The sequence below is a fragment of the Paracoccus haematequi genome (assembly GCF_900631945.1).
Lineage (GTDB): Bacteria > Pseudomonadota > Alphaproteobacteria > Rhodobacterales > Rhodobacteraceae > Paracoccus > Paracoccus haematequi_A.
Genome location: NZ_UZWE01000021.1, coordinates 1 through 19,882, shown reverse-complemented (window position 1 = coordinate 19,882; position 19,882 = coordinate 1). Strand labels below are relative to the sequence as shown.

Here is a 19,882-nt window from a genome sequence, read left to right as displayed (position 1 = left end):
CTTTCACTGCCCGAAAACAGGGCAGCGGGACCTTCTGGCCGGAAAATGATTAACAAAAGATTAATGAAAGGGAATTTTTGCGCGACTTCTGCTGGTTAGCCGCCAATTTTTCCGCCCTGCGGGCGCAGGGTGCCTGCGCGGACCCGCCTCTGCCTCAGATCGGGTCGGTGGCAGGATAAAGTCGGGAAAGCTGCCCCATGCGGCGATGAAACGCCGGGGGCGCGGCGGTATCACTCCGCCGGCGCCTGGCGCAGGAAGCTCTGGATTTCCTCGGCGGGGGTCAGGCCGGGCTGGGTCTCTCCCTGAAGGTCGGCGGGAACGGTCCAGCCGGGTTCGATGCCGGTCATGTCGGGCAGTTCGTGGGCGATGCCCTTGTGGCAGTCGATGCAGGTGCGTTCGCCCGACAGCAGATAGGTCGAATGGATTTCGGCCGCGCGCGGGGCCTGCCGCCCCAGGTCCATCGCGATGGCGGAATGGCAGTTGCGGCATTCCAGGCTGTCGTTCGCCTTCAGCCGCGCCCATTCGCGCTTGGCCATCACCAGCCGGTGTTCCAGGAATTTCTGCCGCGTGTCGATGGTGCCGAAGACCTTGCCCCAGACCTCTTTCGAGGCCTGCATCTTGCGGGCGATCTTGTCCGTCCAGTCATGGGGCACATGGCATTGCGGACAGCCCGCCCGCACCCCGGAACGGTTCGAGTAATGGACCGTGCGCGACATCTCTTCATAGACGTTGGCGCGCATCTCGTGGCACGAGATGCAGAAGCCCTCGGTATTGGTGAATTCCAGCGCGGTGTTGAACGCGCCCCAGAAGATCACCCCGCCCAGAAAGCCGCCCAGCGTCAGGAAGCCCAGGCCCAGCGTGCCCGCAGGGGTCCACAGGACGCGCCAGAACCAGCGGAAGGGTTGCAGGATCCGGCGCATCTCACTCACTCCCCGCGCCGGTCGCGCCCAGTTCGGACATGTCGGTGAAGGTGTTGCCGATCAGCGCCGGGGCGTCGGCCTGGGGCACATGGCACTGGGTGCAGAAGTACCGGCGCGGCGACACGTCGGCCAGCATCTGCGCCTCGCGCGTCATGTAATGGGTGATCGAGATCATCGGCGCGCCCGACCCCCGGGTCATTTCTCGGGTGTGGCAGGACATGCAGCGGTTGGTGTTGACCGACAGCTGATAGCCCTCGATCGAGTGGGGGATGACCGGCGGCTGTTCGGGATAGGCGCGCATCTGCCGCACGTCGTCGGTGACGAACTGCGCGATCGGCGCGGCGGGCACCGACCGCATCGGATCGGGCTGCGGGCCGGACAGTTCCGGGACGTTCTGCGCCATCACGAAGCTGGCAGAGAAACAGGCGGCAAGCGCGATCGAAAGGCGAAGCTGTCCCATCACACCGGCTCCACCCGCACGGCGCATTTCTTGAAATCGGTCTGTTTCGAGATCGGGTCGGTCGCGTCCAGCGTCACCTTGTTGATCAGCTGGCTGGCGTCGAACCAAGGCACGAAGATCACGCCGGGCGGCATCCGGTTGCGGCCGCGCGTTTCGACCCGGCTGCGGATTTCGCCCCGGCGCGAGACGATGCGCACCTCCATCCCCTGGTTCAGGCCGCGTTCGCGCGCGTCGATGGCGTTCATGAAGACCTTGGCGCCGGGGAAGGCCTTGTAAAGCTCGGGGACGCGCATGGTCATCGACCCGGAATGCCAGTGTTCCAGAACCCGGCCCGTCACCAGCCACATGTCGAATTCGTCGTCGGGGCTTTCGGCGGGCGGCTCGTAGGGCACGGCGATGATGACCGCGCGGCCGTCGGGATTGCCATAGAATTCGACCCCCTTGCCCGGCTTCACATAGGGGTCGTGGCCCTCGCGGAAGCGCCAGCGGGTTTCCTGCCCGTCCACCACCGGCCAGCGCAGCCCGCGCACCTCGTCGCTTTGATAGACGTCATAGGGCGCCAGGTCGTGGCCATGGCCGCGCCCGAAGCTGGCATATTCCTCGAACAGGCCCTTCTGGAGGTAAAAGCCGAAATCCCGCGCCTCTTGGTTGGGGTAATCCGCGCGCACCTGGTCCAGCGGATACTGGTCCACCTGGCCGTTGGCAAAGCAGACATCGAACAGGGTCTTGCCGCGGAAGTCCGGGTTCGCGTCCAGGATCTCGGCGGGCCAGATCTCGTCCGTGGTGAAGCGTTTCGAGAATTCGACAAGCTGCCACAGATCCGACCGCGCCTCGCCCGGCGCATCGACAAGCTGGTGCCAGGCATGGGTGCGCCGTTCGGCATTGCCATAGACGCCCTCCTTCTCGACCCACATGGCGGCGGGCAGGATGATGTCGGCGGCCATCGCCGTCACCGTCGGATAGGCGTCCGACACCACGATCAGGTTGTCGGGATTGCGATAGCCCTGATAGGTCTCGTTCTGCGAATTGGGCGCGGCTTGCAGGTTGTTGTTCACCTGGATCCAGTAGAAGTTCAGCACCCCGTCCTTCAGCATCCGGTCCTGCTGAACGGCGTGGAAACCCGGCTTGGTGTTCAGCAGCCCGTGCGGCAGCTTCCACAGTTCCTCGGCATGGGCGACATGTTCGGGGTTCGTGACCACCATGTCGGCGGGCAGGCGGTGGGCGAAGGTGCCGACCTCTCGCGCCGTGCCGCAGGCCGAGGGCTGGCCCGTGAGCGAGAAGGGAGAGTTGCCGGGTTCCGAGATTTTCCCGGTCAGCAGGTGGATGTTGTAGACCATCTGGTTGGCCCAGACGCCCCGGACGTGCTGGTTGAAGCCCATCGTCCACAGCGACATGACCTTGCGGTCGGGATCGGCGTAAAGCTCGGCCAGTTCCTCCAGGAAGCCCGGCTCGACGCCCGAAAGCTCGCTGACGTAATCCAGCGTATAGGTCGAGACATGGGCCTTGAACGCTTCGAAATCGCTGTCCTCCATCAGGCCGGGATTGCCGGCGCCGGTGGCGGCCAGTTCCAGTTCGTGTTCGGGGCGCAGGCCATAGCCGATGTTGGTGGCGCCCTTCTTGAAGACCGTGTGCCGGTCCACGAAGTCCTGGTTCACCCGCCCGGTCTGGATGATGTGGTTGGCGATATAGTTCAGGATCGCCAGGTCGGTGCCCGGCTTGAAGACGATCGGGATGTCGGCCAGGTCCATCGACCGATGCGTGAAGGTGGACAGAACCGCGCATTTCACGCCCGGCGTGCCCAGGCGGCGGTCGGCCAGCCGGGTCCACAGGATCGGATGCATCTCGGCCATGTTCGATCCCCACAGCACGAAGGCATCCGCATGTTCGAAATCGTCATAGCAGCCCATCGGCTCGTCGATGCCGAAGGTGCGCATGAAGGCCACCGCCGCCGAGGCCATGCAGTGCCGCGCATTGGGGTCGAGGTTGTTCGACCGGAACCCCGCCCGCATCAGCTTGGTGGCGGCATAGCCTTCCAGCACGGTCCACTGGCCCGACCCGAACATGCCGATGCCTTCCGGCCCCTTCTCGGCCAGGACTTTCTTGACCCGCGCGGCCATCAGGTCGAAGGCCTCGTCCCAGCTCACCGGCTCGAAGGTGCCGTTCTTGTCGAACTGGCCGTTCGTCTTGCGCATCATCGGCGTGGTCAGCCGGTCCTCGCCATACATGATCTTGGACAGGAAATAGCCCTTGACGCAGTTCAGGCCCCGATTGACCTCGTGCTGCATGTCGCCATGGGTGGCGACGACCTTGCCCTCCTTGACACCGACCATCACGCCGCAGCCGGTGCCGCAGAACCGGCAGGGGGCCTTGGACCAGTGGATCTTCAGCGCCTCGACCCCGCCCGCGACGGGCTGGGACAGGGCCGCCTGCGGCAGCCCGGCGGCCGAGGCGGCAAGCGCCGCCGCATGGGCCTTGAGAAGCTGGCGGCGGGTCAGGTCAAGCGGCATGAGGTTTCCTCCTTGTCCTCGGCGTGCTCGAAGACCATGCTGGCCGCCAGAACGCCCTTGATCAGATTGATTTCGGTCAGCCGGTCGCCCAGCCTGCCGGTGCTGTCGCCCTCGATGGTGACGATCAGGCGGGTTGCGTCGCCGCCGTGGATTTCGACCCCGTCCATTCCGGCCACCCGGTCGCGGACGGCGGGCATCGCGTCCGGGGCGACCGTCACGACGGCGGACGAGACATGCCAGCGCGGCTTACGCATCCTCGGCCTCGCGCGCGACCGCCAGGATCGCCCCGGCGGGACAGGATGCCGAACAGGCCGCGCAGCCCGTGCAGGCGGCCGCGTCGATGCGCGGCAGGAAGGGCGCGCCGATCCTGGGCTGCATGGCGATCGCCTGTTCGGGACAGGCGTCACGGCAGGACATGCAAGAGATGCCCGCATGGGCGAAACAGTCGGCCGAAATCCGCATCACATGCGCCATGCGGCGGTCGGCCGCGAAGACCGGCTCGGGACAGGCCGCCGCGCAATCGCCGCAGAAGACGCATTCCCCCGCCTCGGGCCGCAGCGCGACGCCCCTGGGCGTCAGGGCAAGGACGGCCTGCGGACAGGCCTGGACGCAGGCGCCGCAGCCGGTGCAGGCCGCAAGCGAGGCGGCGGTGACGCCAGGAGGACGCGGCAGGAACGGCGCCGGGCGGGTGGCGCCGCGCAGCACATCCCGGCGCGACAGGGCGGGACCGGCGGACACGGCCTAATGCCCCGAAGGCCCAGGAGGTCCGGCGATCAGCTGATACATCCAGACAAGAAACCCGTAGCCGCCCACGGTCGCCACCGCGACCACCGGCCAGATGCCGAAAGCCAGCAAAAGGAACTGCGCCAACTCTCTGCGGCGGCTGGGCGCTTGCCCCTCGGGTTGGGTGGCATGTCGATCCGACATGGCTGCCTCCTGAGTCTGGGGGTGACTCGGCTCCACCCCTGCCCTTGAAGGTTAGCAAAAGAAGCAAACGAAATGCAACCTTTACGGGACACTCTGTCATGCAGGGGTCACGTCAGGGGAACGCCGCGCCCCAGCTGCCGGCAGAACCGATCTTCCGGCTTGCGCCGCTCTCTCGCCGACAGCCTGGTAAGTTATCCTCTGACGAGCCTCAGCATAGAACCGCGCAAGGTTCGCGCGCCCTGGCCGCCGCGCGCGGCTAGGACCGCTCGCTTGCCTTCCATTCCTCCCAGCCGGGCTGGCCCTTCATGAATGCCTCGATCTGCTGGCGATCGGCCTCCAGCCGGGGATCGTGGCGCAGGTAGAAGCGGGTCTCGCGCGCGATCAGGCCGGACAGGATCAACAGGCCGATCAGGTTCGGAATGGCCATCAGCCCGTTCATCACGTCCGAGAAGCTCCAGACCACGCCCAGTTGCACCGTGCAGCCCAGCAGCACCGCCAGCGAGAACAGGATGCGGAAGGGCATCACGCCGCGATGGCCGACCAGGCGTTCCAGGTTGCGCTCGCCGTAATAGGCCCAACCCAGGATGGTCGAATAGGCAAACAGCACCAGGCCGATGGTGACGATCCAATGCCCCCACTGCCCCGGCAGCCCGTGGGTGAAGGCCTGCCCGGTCATGATCGAGGGCGAGATCTGCACGCCGGTCTGCGGGTCGATCTCGCTCCAGACGCCGGTGGTGATGATGACGAGGCCGGTGCAGGACACGACGATGATCGTGTCGATGAAGGTCTGGGTCATAGACACCAGCCCCTGGCGCACCGGATGCGTGGTCTGCGCCGAGGCCGCGGCGATGGCGGCCGAGCCCATGCCGGATTCGTTCGAGAAGATGCCGCGCGCCACGCCGAACTGCACCGCGACCATGATCGTGGACCCCAGGAACCCGCCGGTCGCCGCCGTGCCCGTGAAGGCCTGCGAGAAGATCTCGCCCAGGGCGGCAGGCACCGCCTGGATGTTGACCAGCAGGATGTAAAGCGCGCCCAGCACATAGAACAGGATCATCACCGGAACCAGCCCGGCGGTCACCCGGCCGATGGACTTGATGCCGCCGACCAGCACCACCAGCGTCAGCCCGGCCAGCACGACCCCGGTGATCCAGGTCGGGATCATGAAGCTGCGCTCCAGGTTCGAGGCGATGGAATTGCCCTGGGTCATGTTGCCGATGCCGAAGCAGGCGCAGACGGCGAAGACCGCGAAGCTCAGCGCCAGCACCTTGCCGAAGCCGTTGCGGATGCCGCGCTCCAGATAATATTGCGGGCCGCCGTTCTTCTCTCCCACCTCGTCGGTGATGCGGAAGCGCACGCCCAGGAAGGCCTCGGCATATTTCGAGGCCATGCCGAGGATCGCCGTGACCCACATCCAGAACAGCGCCCCCGGCCCGCCCGCCGCGATGGCCGTCGCCACGCCGACGATGTTGCCGGTGCCGACGGTCGCCGCCATGGCGGTGGTCAGCGCCTGGAATTGCGAGATGTCGCCCTCGGCATCGTCATCCTTGCGCTTCAGCAGGCCCAGCCGCAGCGCCGCGCCCAGCCGGAGCAGCTGGATGCCCCGCAAGCGGAAGGTCAGGTAAAGCCCGGTCCCCAGCAGCAGCGGGATCAGAAGATAGGGCCCCCAGACGATGCCGCCGATTGTCCCCAGGACTGCTTCTATCCGGTCGAGTTCCATCGGTCGCCTCTTTCCCTGTCGCCACGACCGGGAAACAGCGGCTTTCGGTCCCGAATGTCAAGCTCACCCGCGCGTCCTGCCCGCCACGCCAGGCACGAACGGGCCGTTGCGCGGCGGGACGGTGCGTCACGGCGGCAATTCGGCGGATCTGCACGGTTGTCGGGGGCGCCGCCTCTGGGCTCGGCAGATTTCGGGAAGTCAGGGAAACAGGGGTAACGCCCTGAAACTCAAGATAGTGTTCGCATCCTTCGCCATAGCCGCCGGACTGGGCCAGACCGCCACGGCGCAAGAGATATCGTTCTTCCGCATCGGCACCGGCGGCACGGCGGGCCCGGCGGCCTGGCCGGCGTGGGGAACGGAATGATCGATATGATCGGCCGGAATCGGCGGGGCGTCGCAGAGGTGAAAGACCCGCATCCGCGCGGGGTCCACCCGAGCCAGCCGATCCGTGCCGATCCCCATGCGGTGCAGGTGCAGCGCGTCCAGAACCAGTCTTGCGCCCTGCCCGGAGCCCGAAACAATCTCCAGTGCGCGATCCAGCGACCCGGCGGCGCGATGGGCGATGGGCTCGAACCCGGCCTCCAGCCCGAAGGCCGCGACCTCGGTGCAGAGGGCGGCGAAACGGTCGCGTACGTCGGTGGGCTAGATCGCGCCCCGCTGGTCCGCGACCGCGATGATGCAGGGTCGGCCCAGCATGGCGGCGGCCTCCAGCACCTCGGGGGCGATCTGCGGGTCCGGGCCGCGCATCAGCACCCGGGCCTCGACCTCGGGGACGCTCAGCCCGGCCTCTTTCAGACTGGCTGCGAACCGTCGGCACAGCGCCGGATTTCCGACCAGCGGAGAGGCCCCATGCCGGTCACCGGATCGCATAGCCGCAGGCCCAACACGGCATATCCGGCATTCGCCGCGATACGCAGCGCCTCGAACGGGTCATCGACCGGCGCGGTCAGATAGGAAAGATAAATCGGTCGCATCGGGGTCTCATATCGCAGCTTCGGCTGTCGGGGCAAAGCTTCGTGATCTCCGTACGGCACGGCATCGTCCGAATTGGGTATCCTGCGCGGCCCCCCTGCATCTTAGGCTTCCCGCACCCCCCCAAACCCCACCGCTCTCGCCCGCGTTCCCGGCGCCGCAGACCCGCGCGTCCAAACCGGCACAACCCTGTCCACTACACCCCAGTCGGACCCGAACACGCCCCCTGCCATCGACTCGTGAGAAGTCCGGGCTAGATCAAGTGCCGGAACCGCGCCAGGAACGCCCGCGCGCCCGGATCAGCCAGCAGGCCCATCGCGGCGCGGGGGGTGGCCCAATGTGCGCTGTGATGCGGCTCGGTCGGGGCCGACAGGCGGAGGGTCGGGCGCGCCACCCAGACATGGCACAGCTTTTCGGCCCACCAGCCATAGTCCGGCATGAAGGCGAAGCGGCGGTAGGCGCCCAACCTGCGGGCATCGCCGATGGTCCAGCCGGTTTCCTCGAACACCTCGCGGTGCAGCGCGCGCAGGCCGGTTTCACCGGGATCGATGCCGCCGCCCGGCAGCTGGTATTCCGGTTCCGGTCCGGACTGATGCGTCAGCAACAGCAGCCCGTCGCGGATCAGCAGGGCATAGGCGCCGGGGCGCAGACGGTGCCGCCGTCCGGGGCGGGGAACATGGCCGTAACGGGGGATCATGGGAACTCCGGTCGCTTTCGCCCGTCTAGCGCAACCCCGCGCAACGCAAAAGCCGCCCCCTTGGGATTGCCCGCAAACATCCTATATTGGGCGCGACCCGGCCCGCCTTGCGCGGGCCTGCCCAGGATTTCAGGAATCACCGCATGAGCAAGATCAACCAGATCGCGTGGGACGACACGATTCTGCCGTTCCAACTGGATCGTTCGGACATTCGCGGCCGCGTCGCCCGCCTGGACGGGGTGCTGGACCACATCCTGTCGCGCCACGACTATCCGACCCCGGTCGGCGCCCTGGTGGCCGAACTGGCGCTGCTGGCGGCCCTGGTCGGCCCGACCGTCAAGCTGCGCTGGAAGCTCAGCCTTCAGGTGCGGGGCAACGGCGCCATCCGCACACTGGCCGCCGACTATTACGCCCCCGAACGGGACGGCGCCCCGGCCCGGATCCGCGCCTGGGCCAGCTTTGACGACGCCCGGCTGGACGATCGCCCCCCCTTCCAGCAGATCGGCGAAGGCTATTTCGCCGTGCTGATCGACCAGGGCGAAGGCACGCTGCCCTACCAGGGGATCACGCCCTTGGCGGGCGGGTCGCTGTCGGCCTGCGCGCAGACCTATTTCGCGCAATCCGAACAGTTGCCGACCCGGTTCCAGCTTGCCAGCGGGGCGTCGCGCCTGTCGGGGCAGGACAGCCATTGGCGGGCGGGCGGCGTGATGCTGCAAACCCTGCCCGCCAAACCCATGCAGGGCGAGGGCGGCAGCGGCGAGGGCGGGTTGATCGAGGCCGCCGACATCCTGCAAGGCGCCGAATCCGAGGATTGGAACCGCGCCAACCTGTTGCTGGACACGGTCGAGGTTCTGGAGCTGATCGGCCCCTCGGTCGGGCCGACCGACCTGCTGCTGCGCCTGTTCCACGAGGAGGAACCGCGCGTCTTCGATACGCAGCGGGTCGAATTCGGCTGCTCCTGCACGGCGGACCGGGTGCGCAACACGCTGTCGATCTATTCCGCCAAGGACATCGCGCATATGACAACCGACGCGGGCATCGTCACCGCCGACTGCCAGTTTTGCGGGGCGCATTACGAATTCGACCCGCACAGCCTGGGCTTCGAGGCCACCGTGGACGCCGACGGCCAGCCCCTGTCCGACAGGGCGGCCGAGTGATTCCCGACTGGTCCGAGGATCGCCTGCGCCACGCGCTGGCCGTGGCCATGGGGCCGACCTCTGATTACGACCTCAACCCGGACGTGACTCCGCCTGCGGGCAGCCTGCGCCCGGCAGGGGTGCTGGCCGCTTTCCATCAGGACGACGGCCGCCTGCTCCTGACCAAGCGCGCCTCGGGCCTCCGCCACCATCCGGGCCAGATCGCCCTGCCCGGCGGCAAGGTCGATCCAGGGGATGCCGACGATGTGGCCGCCGCCCTGCGCGAGGCGCAGGAGGAGATCGGCCTGGATCCCGCGCAGGTCGATTTGCTGGGCACGCTGCCGCCGCACCGCACCGTCACCGGCTTCGCCGTGACCCCGGTCATCGGCATCATCCGCGGCCCCTTCGCCCCGCGCCCCGAACCCGGCGAGGTCGAGGAGGCCTTCGCGCTGCCCTTTGCCCATGTCGCCGATCCCTCGCGCTATCGGATCGAAAGGCGGCGCTGGCGCGAGGGCTGGCGCAGCTATCACGCCGCGCCCTTCGGCCCCTATTACCTGTGGGGTGCGACGGCGCGGATCCTGCTGGGCCTGGCCAGAAGGATGCAGGCGTGACGCGGCTTCCCCCGGCGGTCTTGCAGGATCCCCCCCTGCAATCGGTTTTCGACGCCCTCCAGGCGGGCGGCCACCGCGCCTGGCTGGTCGGCGGCGCGGTCAGGAACGCCCTGCTGGGCGAGCCGGTGGGCGATCTGGATCTGGCAACCGACGCGCCGCCGGAAACGGTCACGCAGCTGACCCAGGCCGCCGGGCTGAAGCCGGTGCCCACGGGCATCGACCATGGCACGGTGACGGTGGTGGCGGACGGGCGCGGCTTCGAGGTGACGACCCTGCGCCGCGACGTGGAAACCGACGGTCGCCGCGCGGTGGTGGCCTTTTCCGACGACCTGGCGCAGGACGCCCGGCGGCGCGATTTCACGATGAACGCGCTTTATGCCGACCGCGGCGGCACGGTCATCGACCTTGTCGGGGGCTTGGACGACCTGCGCGCCCGGCGCCTGCGTTTCGTCGGCGATCCAGCGCAACGCATCGCCGAGGATTACCTGCGGATCCTGCGCTTCTTCCGCTTCCTGGCCTGGTATGGCCGCGATGCCGATCCGGCGGCGATCGCCGCCTGCCGGGACGGGCGCGATGGGTTGGACGGCATTTCCCGCGAACGCATCGGCCAGGAATTCCGCAAACTGCTGATGGCCCCCGATCCGCTGCCCGCCATCCGGCTGATGGCGGATACCGGCGTCCTGAAGAAGGTTTTGCCGGATGCCGCGCCGAACCGGCTTTCCGCCCTGCAATCCCCCGCGCCCTGGTTGGCGCGGCTGGCCGCGCTGTCCCAAGCCGACCTGACCGAGGTTCTGCGCCTGTCCCGGTCCGAGGCCCGCGACCATCGCATCCTTGCCACCGCCCTGGCCGAGGACTGGTCCTTCCACCGCATCGCTTATCGCCTGTCGGGCGACCTTGCCCAGGCCGCCGCGCTGCTGGTCCAGACCGGGCCGTCAGGCCCCTGCCCCGGCTGGGCCGAGGCGCAGGCCGCCGCCCGCCCGCTGCCCATCGCCGCCGCCGATCTGCAACCTCGCCTGCAAGGCCCGGCGCTTGGCCGGGGGCTGAAAGCGGCCGAGGATGCCTGGATCGACTCGGGCTTTGCCCTGCCGCCCTCCGCCCTGATCGACATCGCCCTGCTGGCCGGAAAGACGCCATGACCCTGCACCACCGCCTTGGCCGCCTGATCGACGCCTTCCGCCCCGCCGAGGGCCCGCCGCCCGCCACGCTGCTGGCCTTCTTCCGCTGGTGCCTGTCGGGGGCCTGGGGCGGGCTTGGGCTGGCCGCCGTCGCATCCGCACTGGGCGGTGTGGCCGACGTGGTCGCGGCCGTGCTGCTGGGCTGGGTCGTGGACGCCATCGCCAGCGGCGATCCGGGCGCCTTCTGGGGCCAGAACGGGCTGCTGGTCGCGGCCTTCGTGGGCTTCTTCCTGCTGCTGCGGCCCCTGATCTTCGGCCTGTCCACCGCGACCAGCAGCGTCATCATCGGGCCGAACGTGCTGCCGCTGGTCCTGTCGCGGATCCATCGCTGGACCATGGGCCATTCGGTCGCCTTCTTCGACAACGACTTTGCCGGGCGGCTGGCGCAGAAGCAGATGCAGACCGCCCGCGCCGTCACCGATGTCGCCACGGAAATGGTGAACGTGGTGGCTTTCGCGCTGGCCTCGATCCTGGGGTCGGCGGCCTTCCTGGTGTCGGTCGATGCCTGGGGCGCGGTGGCGCTGATCCTGTGGCTGGCGTCCTATCTGGTGCTGATCAAGTTCTTCCTGCCGCGCATCCGCGCGAAATCGGGGGCCCGCGCCTCGGCCCGCGCGATGATCACCGGCCAGGTGGTCGACACGATCACCAACATCAAGACCGTCAAGCTGTTCGCCCATGCCGAACACGAGGATCGCGCCGCCTTGGGTGCCATGGCGGGGTTCCGCGAACGGGCGCTGGATTTCGGCGTGGTCAGCAGCAGCTTCCGCATGTCGCTGATGGTGATTGCGGGGGTGCTGCCGGTGATCCTGGTGGGCGGGTCCATCATGCTGTGGCGGCAGGGCCAGGCCACGCCGGGCGACGTGGCGGCGGCGGGGGCCATCGCCATGCGCCTGTCGCAGATGACCGGCTGGGTCAGCATGGCGCTGATGGGCATCTGGGGCAGCGTGGGCGAGGTCGAGGACGGCATGAAGACCCTGTCCCCCGCCCATGGCCTGACCGACGCCCCCGATGCCGTGGCGATGGAGGGCGTCGCGGGCCGGATCGATTTCGACCATGTGGGTTTCGCCTATGGCCGCGACGAAGGCGGCTTGCGCGACATCGACCTGCATATCCGACCGGGCGAGAAGGTGGGCATCGTCGGCGCGTCGGGGGCGGGCAAGTCCACCATGGTCGCGCTGCTGCTGCGGCTGTACGACGTGGAAAAAGGCGCCATCCGAATCGACGGGCAGGACATCCGCCGCGTCACGCAGGAAAGCCTGCGCCGCCAGATCGGCATGGTCACGCAGGAAACGGCGATGTTCAACCGATCGGCCCGCGACAACATCCTGTATGGCCGCCCCGGCGCCAGCCAGGCCGAGGTCGAGGCGGCGGCGCGGGCCGCCGAGGCGCATGACTTCATCCTGACCTTGCAGGATCATGCCGGGCGCAAGGGCTATGACGCGCATCTGGGCGAACGCGGGGTCAAGCTGTCGGGGGGGCAGCGCCAGCGGATCGCGCTGGCCCGCGCGTTCCTCAAGGACGCGCCGATCCTGGTTCTGGACGAAGCCACCAGTGCCCTGGACAGCGAGGTCGAGGCCCAGGTTCAGGATGCCCTGGTCCGCGCCATGAAGGGCAAGACGGTGCTGGCCATCGCCCACCGGCTGTCCACCATCGCCGAGCTGGACCGGATCATCGTCATGGATGCGGGCCGGATCGTCGAACAGGGCAGCCACGATCACCTGCTGGCGCGCGGCGGGCTGTATGCGCGGTATTGGAACCGGCAGTCGGGCGGTTTCCTGGGCACCGAGGAAGCGGCCGAATGAGCCTGTGGCAGGTCGAGCGCCTGGGCCGTCGCGGCGACGGGGTGGCGGCCGGCGACGCAGGCCGTGCCCTTGCCCCCCTGACCCTTCCCGGCGAACGCATCGAGGGCGAGGCGCAGGATGGCCGCATCGCCGCGCCGCGCATCGTCACGCCCTCGGCCGACCGGGTGCGGCCCATCTGCACCCATTACCGCGCCTGCGGAGGCTGTTCACTGATGCACGCGTCGGACGGTTTCACCACCGCCTGGAAACGGCAGGTGGTCGAGGCCGCGCTGGCTGCGCGCGGCCTGCCCGCGCCCATCGAGGCGGTGCATGTCTCGCCCCCCTTGTCGCGACGCCGCGCGGTGCTGTCGGGGAAACGCACCAAGAAGGGCGCCTTGGTCGGGTTCCACGCGCGGGCCTCGGACGTGATCGTGGATCTGGCCGAATGCCACGTCATGCGCCCCGAAATCACCGCAGCCCTGCCCCTGCTGCGGCAGATCACCGTGGCGGGCGCCTCGCGCAGCGCAGAACTGTCGATGACGGTGATCCACGGCCCCGCCGGGCTGGACCTGACCGTCACCGGCGGCAAGCCGTTGGATCCGGCGCTGTTCCAGACGCTGGCCGCTTTGGCGGACCAGGGCGGTCTGGCGCGGCTGACCTGGCAGGATCAGGCCGGAGACAGCCAGTCGATCACCCGCCGCCCCCCGGCCCTGCCGATGGGCCGCGCGCGGGTCGTGCCGCCGCCGGGGGCGTTCCTGCAAGCGACCCCGGACGGAGAGGCCGCGCTGCTGACGGCGGTGCGCGGCATGACGGCGGGCGCCACGCGCATCGTCGATCTGTTCGCGGGCTGCGGGACATTCGCGCTGCCCCTGTCGGAAGCCGCGACCGTCCACGCGGTCGAGGGGCTGGCGGCCCCTCTGACCGCCCTGGACGCGGGCTGGCGCGCCGCCCCCGGCCTGGGCCGCGTCACGACCGAGATTCGCGACCTGGCCCGTTGCCCGCTGATGGCCGACGAGCTGGAGCGCTTTGACGCAATCGTGATCGACCCGCCCCGCGCCGGGGCCGAGGCACAGGCGCGCGAAATCGCCGGATCCGAGGTCGGGCGGCTGGCCTTCGTGGCCTGCGATCCGGTCAATTTCTCAAGGGATGCGCAGCTTCTTGCCGATGGCGGCTTCAGGTTGTCCCGGCTGATCGTGGTCGATCAGTTCCGGTGGTCGCCCCATGTCGAAACGGTCGCGGAATTCGTCAGAACCTAGTCAGATCACAGTCGCTTGTGATATGAATCACCCACAAAAATCAAAAACGTCAGAGGCAGTGATGTTCAAGCCAACGCGCCGCGCCGTCGCCTTTTCCCTGCTTGCCTTCGTGGCGGCCTGCGGCAAACCGGAAAGCAAGTTCAAGGGCTATAACGGCCCGGCCGTGACCCAGGTCGTCGTGAACAAGGGCGCGCGCAAGATGTATCTTCTGCACGGCACGACCGTGCTGAAATCCTATGACGTGGGCCTGGGCAACGTGCCGGTCGGCCACAAACAATTCGAGGGCGACGGCAAGACGCCCGAGGGCGTCTATTTCATCGACCGCTTCAACCCGCGCAGCCGCTATCACCTGTCGGTGGGCGTGTCCTATCCGAACGAACGCGATGCCGCGCTGGCTGCCGCCCTGGGCCGTCACGCGGGCGGCGACATCTTCATCCACGGCCGCGGCCCCGAGGGGAACCGCTTCGCGCCCAAGAACCGCGACTGGACCGCAGGCTGCATCGCCATCAAGGACGAAGAGATCGAAGAGGTCTATGCGATGCTGCGCCCCGGCGTTCCCATCGTCATCAATCCCTGACGCTGATCGGCACCCGCTGTGACCAGGGCCCCGGACGACCGGGGCCTTTTGCTTGCGGCTCAATTTCCGGTCAGCAGCGTCCACCACAGCTTGCCCGAGGGTTCCTGATACCAGGCGAAGCCCAGGTTGGTGGCGGCCGGATCCATGATCACGTCGCGTGTGTCGCGCGTGCCCATCCAGGCGGACAGCGTCTGCATGTCGTTTTCATAGGATTCCGAGATGTTCTCGCCGATGACGGTGCCGAGATATCCGGCCCGGCGCGCCCGATCCAGCGGCGAGGATCCGTCCGATCCCCAGTGCCAGGCCCGGTTCTGCGCCGACATGTCGCGCGAATGGGCCAGGGCGGCCGCCGACAGCTGCGGGTTCAGCGTCAGCGGGGGCGCGGCGATGTTCCCGCGCAGCGTGTTGATTTGCTGCAACACACGGATCGGAATCTGCTGCTCTTCGGCGGCGCTGATCTGGCGGCCGGTGGGCAGCGCCTGCCCGTCGGGCGCGACCGGCGGCAGGCTGCGCGGCTGGCAGGCCGCCAGCGCCATCAGCGACAGCGTCGCGATCACCTTGTAATTCGGCATGTTTTCGCCATCCCTCGTGTTTCTTGCGCGCAGATCTATCGAAGGACGATCAGCCGATCAAACCCACGAATTCGTGAAGCGGCGCGCTGTGGCATCTTGGCCCGCACGGCAGTTTGAATTGCCGGAATCGCCGCCCGGTCGTATAGCACGTCCTGCCCCCAAAGGCAGAGTGGTCAAGGCCGTCCAGCAAGAACGGCCATCCTTCGAAGGACATGTGACGATGAGCAGATCATCCGCAATCAGCCGCCGGGCCTTCCTGGGTTCGGCCGCAGCTCTGGGCGCCGCAGGCCTGGCGATGCCGGCGCTTGCCCAGCAGTACGACCCCTATACCGGCCAGCCCATCCAGGGCGCGTTGGTCCCCGGCGCCACCCCCGACGCGGGCGCGGTGCAATACGATCCGACCGCAGATCAGCGCCACAACATCTCCAGCTTCGCCGGCCAAAGCTGGCAGCCGCATTTCCAGAACCTGACCAACGGCGCGATCCTGTGCGACCTGACCTCGCGCGCGGTGCATTTCTGGTCCGAGGACGGGGCCACCTATCGGGTCTATCCCTCGTCCATCCCGGTCAGCCAGGACCTGACCCGCACCGGCCGGACCGAGATCATCAAGAAGGTCGAAGGCCCAAGCTGGTCGCCCACCCCGGAAATGAAGGCCCGCAACCCGGAATGGCCCGATTTCGTGCCCCCCGGCCCCGACAACCCCCTGGGAACCCATGCGCTGTGGCTAAGCTGGCAGTATTACCGCATCCACGGCACGCATGACACGCGCAAGATCGGGCGCAAATCGTCGAACGGCTGCATCGGGTTGTATAACGAACATATCAAGGAACTGTTCGGCCTGACCAAGATCGGTACGCAGGTTCTGGTGATCTGAGGACGGGGGGCCGGGCGGCCCCCTTTCGCTTTCGGGATCAGACCCAGCCGCCGATATTGTCGCGGATGACGTTCAGCATCACCTCGATATGTGCCGGGTCGTCGTTCAGGCAGGGGATATAGGTGAAGCCCTTGCCGCCCGCATGTTCGAAGCTTTCGCGGATCTCTCCGTTGATCTCCTCCAGGGTCTCGATGCAGTCGGCGGCGAAGGCGGGCGAGATCACGGCGATGTCGGTGATGCCGCGTTTCGCCAGCTCGGCCACATGTTCGACCGTATAGGGGCGCAGCCATTCCTCGGTCCCGAAGACCGACTGGAAGGTGGTGTCGATCACCCCGTCGGGCCAGCCAAGCGCCTGTTGCAGCAGGCGGGATGTCTTCTGGCACTGGCAATGATAGGGATCGCCCTCCAGCAGGTAACGGCGCGGCATGCCGTGATAGCTGGCGACCAGCTTGGCGGGCACGGTGTCGCCCAGGGCGCGGCGGACCGATGCGGCCAGGGCCGCGATATAGTCGGGACGGTCGAAATAGGGTTCGCAGGTGCGCACCGAAGGCTGCCATTTCTGCGTCATCAGCGCCCGGAACAGCTGGTCGTTCGCCGTGGCCGAAGTCGCGCCCGCATATTGCGGATAAAGCGGCAGGAACACGATCCGCTGGCAGCCCGCCTTGACCATCCGGTCCAGCACGTCCTGGGTGGAGGGGTTGCCATAGCGCATGCAGAATTCGACCATCACCCCGTCGCCCCATTCGGCGGCTGCGCGGGCGCGCAGGGCCTCGGTCTGCGACCGGGTGATGGTCATCAGCGGGCTTTCGTTCCGCTCCTCGTTCCAGATCAGCTTGTAGTTCTTGCCGGACGTGAAGGGCCGCTTGGTCAGGATGATGCCCTGCAACAGCGGCTGCCATTTCCAGGCCGGATAGTCGATCACCCGCTTGTCCGACAGGAACTCGTTCAGATAGCGCCGCATCGACCAATAGTCATAGCCGTCCGGCGTGCCCAGGTTGGCGATCAGGATCCCGGTCTTCTTCGGCGGGATCGCGGGATGGTTTGCGGGCGCATGGGCTGGCGTCATGTCTTGGTCCTGATTTCGTTCAGCGCGTCTTCAAGGCGGGTCTTGGCCGATCCCGGCCGCAACGGCTTCTGCTGGTTGTCGGACGGCGACCATCCGGTCAGGAAGACCAGATCGAAGGTCGCCGCGATCCGGGACGGATCGTCGCGGTCGGGATGGTGTTCGGCCAGGATCTGGGCAGCCCGCGCCAGCACCGCGCGCCCGGTCGGGCGGCGCAGGCGGGCGGCCATCGCATTGCCCTCGCCCATGGCGCGCAGGTCGCGGGCCAGGTGGATCAGGTCGCGATAGCTGGCCTTCTGCGTCACCACGTCGGCCACCGGCAGGGCCAGCCCGGCGCGGCTCAGAAGCTGGCCCAGGTCGCGGATTTCCCCCATCGGCAGCACGCGAGGGGACAGGCCGCCGGTCAGTTCGACCTCGGCCTGGGCCAGGGCGCCGCGCAATTCGTGCAGGGTCTGGCCGCCGAAGCAGGCGGCGACGAACAGCCCGTCCTCGCGCAGCGCGCGGGCGGATTGCACGATCTGGCCCACCGGATCCTCGGCCCAGTGCAGCGACAGGGCGTGGATCACCAGGTCATGCGCGCCGGGTTCCAGATCCAGCACCGGATCGTCGGGGACGATGCGGGCATCGGGGAAGGTTTCGGACCACAGGTGCGGAAAACCCGTCACCACGGCCGGAGCCGTAAACCTTCTGTTAATCTCGGAGAGCCTATCCTGGATCTCGTCGGCGGCAAGCCGGTGCAGCACGTCGGCGAAGCCCTGGCGAATCGCGCGGGCACGCTGGCGCAGCAGCGCGGGACGGTCGGTCAGGGCGGGGCGATCTGGCGCGGGCTTGGTCATGGGGATGGAACATAGGGTGCTTCAGGGGGCGATGAAAGGCGCGTTGCGCCTGCTGTATCCGCCGCAATGCGTGTCCTGCGGCGCGCCGGTGGCGGGCGGGGGCGACGATCCCGGCCAGCTGTGCCCGGATTGCTTTCCCGACACGCGCTTCATCACCGGCGCGGCCTGCGGCCGCTGCGGGGTGCCGCTGCCCGATGACGGGACGGGCGCGGACGACCCGACGCTGACCTGCGACGACTGCCTGACGATGGCGCGGCCCTTGGCAGGCCGGGCGGGCGGCGATGGTCTATTCGGGTATCGGGCGCAAGCTGGTGCTGGCGCTGAAGCATGGCGACAGGCCCGACCTGGCGCCCGCGCTTGCGGCCTGGCTGGCGCGCGCGGCGGCACCGCTGGTGCGGCCCGACACGATCGTGGCGCCGGTGCCGCTGCATCTGCGGCGGCTGCTGAAGCGGCGATACAACCAGGCGGCACTGATCTCGGGCCGGGTGGCTCGGACGCATGGGGCGGCACATCTGCCCGGCCTGCTGGTCCGGCGGCGGCATACGCCCGGACAGGATCATCGGGGCGTCGGCGACCGCTTCGCCAATATCGCCGGCGCGCTTGCGGTCAATCCGCGCCATGCGGCGGCCCTGGCGGGGCGGCCGGTGCTGCTGATCGACGACGTGATGGCCTCGGGCGCGACCATGGCCGCGGCCACCGAGGCGCTGCTGGCGGCGGGATCGGGGCCGGTGTCGGTCGCGGTTCTGGCAAGGGCGGTCAAGGATGACTAGATATGGGGACGACAGGAAAAGGACCGCATCATGAGCCAAGCCCCGATCACCATCTATACCACCCGCACCTGCCCCTTCTGCCACCGCGCCAAGGGGTTGCTGCGCGACAAGAACGCCCAATACGACGAGATCGACGTGGGCGCCGATCCGCAGGTCCGCGCGCAGATGACACAGCGCGCCGGGGGCCGCCGGACGGTGCCGCAGATCTTCATCGGCGACCGGCATGTCGGCGGCTGCGACGACCTGTTCGATCTTGAGCGTCAGGGCAAGCTGGACGGCCTGCTGGCGGGTACGGGCGCATAGGCATGGGCAGACGTGACGCAAGGTGCGGCCAATGTCGGGCTTGACCAAGGGGCAGACCGCAAGGCAGGGTCACGATTTCGCCCTCTCCGGTAAAACCCAGCCCGCTCCTCAGGGAACCATGCGCCCCCTTGTGTCCGAACCCGACAGGCCCCCGGCCTCTGACAAGCCCCAGACCCATGACCGGCTTGCGGCCAGCCTTTTCGCCGAGGTGCTGATCGCCGACCAGTTGTCGCGCAACCTGATCAGCAAGGCCCTGCCGCGCGGAATGCAGATCTCGCATTTCTCGGTGCTGAACCTGCTGGCCCATGTGAACGAGGAACGCACCCCCGCGCAACTGGCGCAGGCCTTCCATGTGACGCGGGGGGCGATGACCAACACCCTGTCGCGGCTGGAATGGGCGGGCCATGTCCATATCCGCCCGGACTGGGACGATGCGCGGCGCAAGTTCGTGTCGATCAGCCCGGCGGGCCGGGCAGCGCGCGACGCGGCCATCGCCGCCTTCATGCCCCTGATCGGCGAGGTGGTGCGCGACATCGGCGTCGACCGCGTGCGCATCGCCCTGCCGGTCCTGCGCGAATTGCGGATCCGGCTGGAGGGCAGCGGCGACTAGGGTGTGTTGACGTTCACCGGAGTCGGATGACGGTTGCGGCGAGAGCAATGAAGGCGCTGAAACTTTCATCAGTCTTGCAGCAGCGCATGGCGATGCCTCTGTATTCCTTGAGCCT

Annotated in this window: 21 protein-coding genes and 2 pseudogenes; 10 read left to right on the top strand and 13 right to left on the bottom strand. The window is 68.0% G+C overall.

Annotated elements, in window-relative coordinates:
• Nucleotides 1-230: 230 nt before the first annotated feature.
• From PARHAE_RS03130 to PARHAE_RS03085, 10 genes and pseudogenes are all read right to left on the bottom strand, one after another.
• Nucleotides 231-920, bottom strand: coding sequence for a NapC/NirT family cytochrome c (locus PARHAE_RS03130; RefSeq protein WP_126153296.1), 690 nt, complete (start codon nt 918-920; stop codon nt 231-233).
• 1 nt (nt 921) lies between these two features.
• On the bottom strand, nt 922-1,380 hold the full coding sequence (locus PARHAE_RS03125; protein ID WP_241232648.1) for a nitrate reductase cytochrome c-type subunit: 459 nt from the start codon (nt 1,378-1,380) through the stop codon (nt 922-924).
• On the bottom strand, nt 1,380-3,887 hold the full coding sequence (gene napA / locus PARHAE_RS03120) for a periplasmic nitrate reductase subunit alpha (RefSeq protein ID WP_126153145.1): 2,508 nt from the start codon (nt 3,885-3,887) through the stop codon (nt 1,380-1,382). The genes PARHAE_RS03125 and napA overlap by 1 nt, the downstream gene beginning before the upstream one ends.
• The gene (locus PARHAE_RS03115) at nt 3,872-4,141 is read right to left on the bottom strand and encodes a chaperone NapD (protein ID WP_126153144.1); all 270 of its coding nucleotides are present in this window, start codon (nt 4,139-4,141) and stop codon (nt 3,872-3,874) included. Before PARHAE_RS03115 ends, napA begins: the two co-directional genes overlap by 16 nt.
• Nucleotides 4,134-4,625: a 4Fe-4S dicluster domain-containing protein gene (locus tag PARHAE_RS03110; RefSeq protein ID WP_126153143.1), complete on the bottom strand. Its 492-nt coding sequence runs from the start codon at nt 4,623-4,625 to the stop codon at nt 4,134-4,136. Before PARHAE_RS03110 ends, PARHAE_RS03115 begins: the two co-directional genes overlap by 8 nt.
• A 3-nt stretch (nt 4,626-4,628) precedes the next feature.
• Nucleotides 4,629-4,814, bottom strand: coding sequence for a periplasmic nitrate reductase, NapE protein (gene napE / locus PARHAE_RS03105; RefSeq protein WP_126153142.1), 186 nt, complete (start codon nt 4,812-4,814; stop codon nt 4,629-4,631).
• Nucleotides 4,815-5,070: 256 nt separating this feature from the next.
• Nucleotides 5,071-6,534 (bottom strand): alanine/glycine:cation symporter family protein, encoded by a 1,464-nt coding sequence (locus PARHAE_RS03100; RefSeq protein ID WP_126153141.1) that lies wholly within the window; start codon nt 6,532-6,534, stop codon nt 5,071-5,073.
• 198 nt (nt 6,535-6,732) lie between these two features.
• Nucleotides 6,733-7,155 (bottom strand): annotated as a pseudogene (locus tag PARHAE_RS22055) (apurinic/apyrimidinic endonuclease family protein); the annotation flags it as partial.
• 21 nt (nt 7,156-7,176) lie between these two features.
• Nucleotides 7,177-7,404, bottom strand: coding sequence for a hypothetical protein (locus PARHAE_RS03090; protein WP_126153140.1), 228 nt, complete (start codon nt 7,402-7,404; stop codon nt 7,177-7,179).
• Between the two features lie 355 nt (nt 7,405-7,759).
• Nucleotides 7,760-8,203: an NUDIX domain-containing protein gene (locus PARHAE_RS03085; RefSeq protein ID WP_126153139.1), complete on the bottom strand. Its 444-nt coding sequence runs from the start codon at nt 8,201-8,203 to the stop codon at nt 7,760-7,762.
• Between the two features lie 143 nt (nt 8,204-8,346).
• On the opposite strand from PARHAE_RS03085, the gene hslO reads away from it, so the two are divergent.
• The 6 genes from hslO to PARHAE_RS03055 all read left to right on the top strand — a co-directional run bounded on the left by hslO (nt 8,347) and on the right by PARHAE_RS03055 (nt 14,739).
• A complete protein-coding gene (hslO, locus tag PARHAE_RS03080) occupies nt 8,347-9,360 on the top strand; it encodes an Hsp33 family molecular chaperone HslO (protein ID WP_126153138.1) in 1,014 nt (337 codons plus the stop codon).
• 47 nt (nt 9,361-9,407) lie between these two features.
• Nucleotides 9,408-9,950 carry a CoA pyrophosphatase gene (locus PARHAE_RS03075; protein WP_126153295.1) on the top strand — a complete coding sequence of 181 codons (543 nt, stop codon included), beginning with the start codon at nt 9,408-9,410 and terminating at the stop codon, nt 9,948-9,950.
• Nucleotides 9,947-11,086, top strand: coding sequence for a CCA tRNA nucleotidyltransferase (locus PARHAE_RS03070; RefSeq protein WP_126153137.1), 1,140 nt, complete (start codon nt 9,947-9,949; stop codon nt 11,084-11,086). Before PARHAE_RS03075 ends, PARHAE_RS03070 begins: the two co-directional genes overlap by 4 nt.
• Nucleotides 11,083-12,927 (top strand): ABC transporter ATP-binding protein, encoded by a 1,845-nt coding sequence (locus tag PARHAE_RS03065; RefSeq protein WP_126153136.1) that lies wholly within the window; start codon nt 11,083-11,085, stop codon nt 12,925-12,927. Before PARHAE_RS03070 ends, PARHAE_RS03065 begins: the two co-directional genes overlap by 4 nt.
• Nucleotides 12,924-14,162, top strand: a complete 1,239-nt coding sequence (locus PARHAE_RS03060; protein WP_126153135.1) for a class I SAM-dependent RNA methyltransferase — start codon at nt 12,924-12,926, stop codon at nt 14,160-14,162. Before PARHAE_RS03065 ends, PARHAE_RS03060 begins: the two co-directional genes overlap by 4 nt.
• Nucleotides 14,163-14,223: 61 nt before the next feature.
• Nucleotides 14,224-14,739: a L,D-transpeptidase family protein gene (locus tag PARHAE_RS03055; protein ID WP_126153134.1), complete on the top strand. Its 516-nt coding sequence runs from the start codon at nt 14,224-14,226 to the stop codon at nt 14,737-14,739.
• Nucleotides 14,740-14,798: 59 nt separating this feature from the next.
• Here the strand turns inward: PARHAE_RS03055 and dalA are convergent, their stop codons facing one another.
• The gene (gene dalA / locus PARHAE_RS03050) at nt 14,799-15,311 is read right to left on the bottom strand and encodes a divisome-associated lipoprotein DalA (RefSeq protein WP_126153133.1); all 513 of its coding nucleotides are present in this window, start codon (nt 15,309-15,311) and stop codon (nt 14,799-14,801) included.
• A 220-nt stretch (nt 15,312-15,531) separates the two neighbouring features.
• On the opposite strand from dalA, the gene PARHAE_RS03045 reads away from it, so the two are divergent.
• The gene (locus PARHAE_RS03045) at nt 15,532-16,185 is read left to right on the top strand and encodes a L,D-transpeptidase (RefSeq protein WP_126153132.1); all 654 of its coding nucleotides are present in this window, start codon (nt 15,532-15,534) and stop codon (nt 16,183-16,185) included.
• A 37-nt stretch (nt 16,186-16,222) separates the two neighbouring features.
• Here the strand turns inward: PARHAE_RS03045 and hemH are convergent, their stop codons facing one another.
• Both hemH and PARHAE_RS03035 read right to left on the bottom strand, forming a co-directional pair.
• Complete coding sequence (gene hemH, locus PARHAE_RS03040) at nt 16,223-17,251, bottom strand: ferrochelatase (RefSeq protein ID WP_126153131.1); 1,029 nt, start codon at nt 17,249-17,251, stop codon at nt 16,223-16,225.
• A complete protein-coding gene (locus tag PARHAE_RS03035; RefSeq protein ID WP_126153130.1) occupies nt 17,248-18,084 on the bottom strand; it encodes a methyltransferase domain-containing protein in 837 nt (278 codons plus the stop codon). Before PARHAE_RS03035 ends, hemH begins: the two co-directional genes overlap by 4 nt.
• A gap of 31 nt (nt 18,085-18,115) precedes the next feature.
• Between PARHAE_RS03035 and PARHAE_RS03030 the strand changes: the two are divergent.
• The 3 genes and pseudogenes from PARHAE_RS03030 (at nt 18,116) to PARHAE_RS03020 (ending at nt 19,767) form a co-directional block, all read left to right on the top strand.
• A pseudogene (locus PARHAE_RS03030) lies at nt 18,116-18,854 on the top strand (double zinc ribbon domain-containing protein).
• 30 nt (nt 18,855-18,884) lie between these two features.
• Entirely contained in the window at nt 18,885-19,157 is a 273-nt protein-coding gene (gene grxC / locus PARHAE_RS03025; protein ID WP_126153129.1) for a glutaredoxin 3, read from the top strand.
• Between the two features lie 118 nt (nt 19,158-19,275).
• Nucleotides 19,276-19,767, top strand: coding sequence for a MarR family winged helix-turn-helix transcriptional regulator (locus PARHAE_RS03020; RefSeq protein ID WP_126153128.1), 492 nt, complete (start codon nt 19,276-19,278; stop codon nt 19,765-19,767).
• Nucleotides 19,768-19,882: the final 115 nt, after the last annotated feature.

Excerpts from the sequence above, each read along its gene's own strand:
- PARHAE_RS03130 (WP_126153296.1), bottom strand. The coding sequence starts at position 920 with ATGCGCCGGATCCTGCAACCCTTCCGCTGGTTCTGGCGCGTCCTGTGG.
- PARHAE_RS03125 (WP_241232648.1), bottom strand. The coding sequence starts at position 1,380 with ATGGGACAGCTTCGCCTTTCGATCGCGCTTGCCGCCTGTTTCTCTGCC.
- napA (WP_126153145.1), bottom strand. The coding sequence starts at position 3,887 with ATGCCGCTTGACCTGACCCGCCGCCAGCTTCTCAAGGCCCATGCGGCG.
- PARHAE_RS03115 (WP_126153144.1), bottom strand. The coding sequence starts at position 4,141 with ATGCGTAAGCCGCGCTGGCATGTCTCGTCCGCCGTCGTGACGGTCGCC.
- napE (WP_126153142.1), bottom strand. The coding sequence starts at position 4,814 with ATGTCGGATCGACATGCCACCCAACCCGAGGGGCAAGCGCCCAGCCGC.
- PARHAE_RS03100 (WP_126153141.1), bottom strand. The coding sequence starts at position 6,534 with ATGGAACTCGACCGGATAGAAGCAGTCCTGGGGACAATCGGCGGCATC.
- PARHAE_RS03090 (WP_126153140.1), bottom strand. The coding sequence starts at position 7,404 with ATGCGATCCGGTGACCGGCATGGGGCCTCTCCGCTGGTCGGAAATCCG.
- PARHAE_RS03085 (WP_126153139.1), bottom strand. The coding sequence starts at position 8,203 with ATGATCCCCCGTTACGGCCATGTTCCCCGCCCCGGACGGCGGCACCGT.
- hslO (WP_126153138.1), top strand. The coding sequence starts at position 8,347 with ATGAGCAAGATCAACCAGATCGCGTGGGACGACACGATTCTGCCGTTC.
- PARHAE_RS03075 (WP_126153295.1), top strand. The coding sequence starts at position 9,408 with ATGGGGCCGACCTCTGATTACGACCTCAACCCGGACGTGACTCCGCCT.
- PARHAE_RS03065 (WP_126153136.1), top strand. The coding sequence starts at position 11,083 with ATGACCCTGCACCACCGCCTTGGCCGCCTGATCGACGCCTTCCGCCCC.
- PARHAE_RS03060 (WP_126153135.1), top strand. The coding sequence starts at position 12,924 with ATGAGCCTGTGGCAGGTCGAGCGCCTGGGCCGTCGCGGCGACGGGGTG.
- PARHAE_RS03055 (WP_126153134.1), top strand. The coding sequence starts at position 14,224 with ATGTTCAAGCCAACGCGCCGCGCCGTCGCCTTTTCCCTGCTTGCCTTC.
- dalA (WP_126153133.1), bottom strand. The coding sequence starts at position 15,311 with ATGCCGAATTACAAGGTGATCGCGACGCTGTCGCTGATGGCGCTGGCG.
- PARHAE_RS03045 (WP_126153132.1), top strand. The coding sequence starts at position 15,532 with ATGAGCAGATCATCCGCAATCAGCCGCCGGGCCTTCCTGGGTTCGGCC.
- hemH (WP_126153131.1), bottom strand. The coding sequence starts at position 17,251 with ATGACGCCAGCCCATGCGCCCGCAAACCATCCCGCGATCCCGCCGAAG.
- PARHAE_RS03035 (WP_126153130.1), bottom strand. The coding sequence starts at position 18,084 with ATGACCAAGCCCGCGCCAGATCGCCCCGCCCTGACCGACCGTCCCGCG.
- grxC (WP_126153129.1), top strand. The coding sequence starts at position 18,885 with ATGAGCCAAGCCCCGATCACCATCTATACCACCCGCACCTGCCCCTTC.
- PARHAE_RS03020 (WP_126153128.1), top strand. The coding sequence starts at position 19,276 with ATGCGCCCCCTTGTGTCCGAACCCGACAGGCCCCCGGCCTCTGACAAG.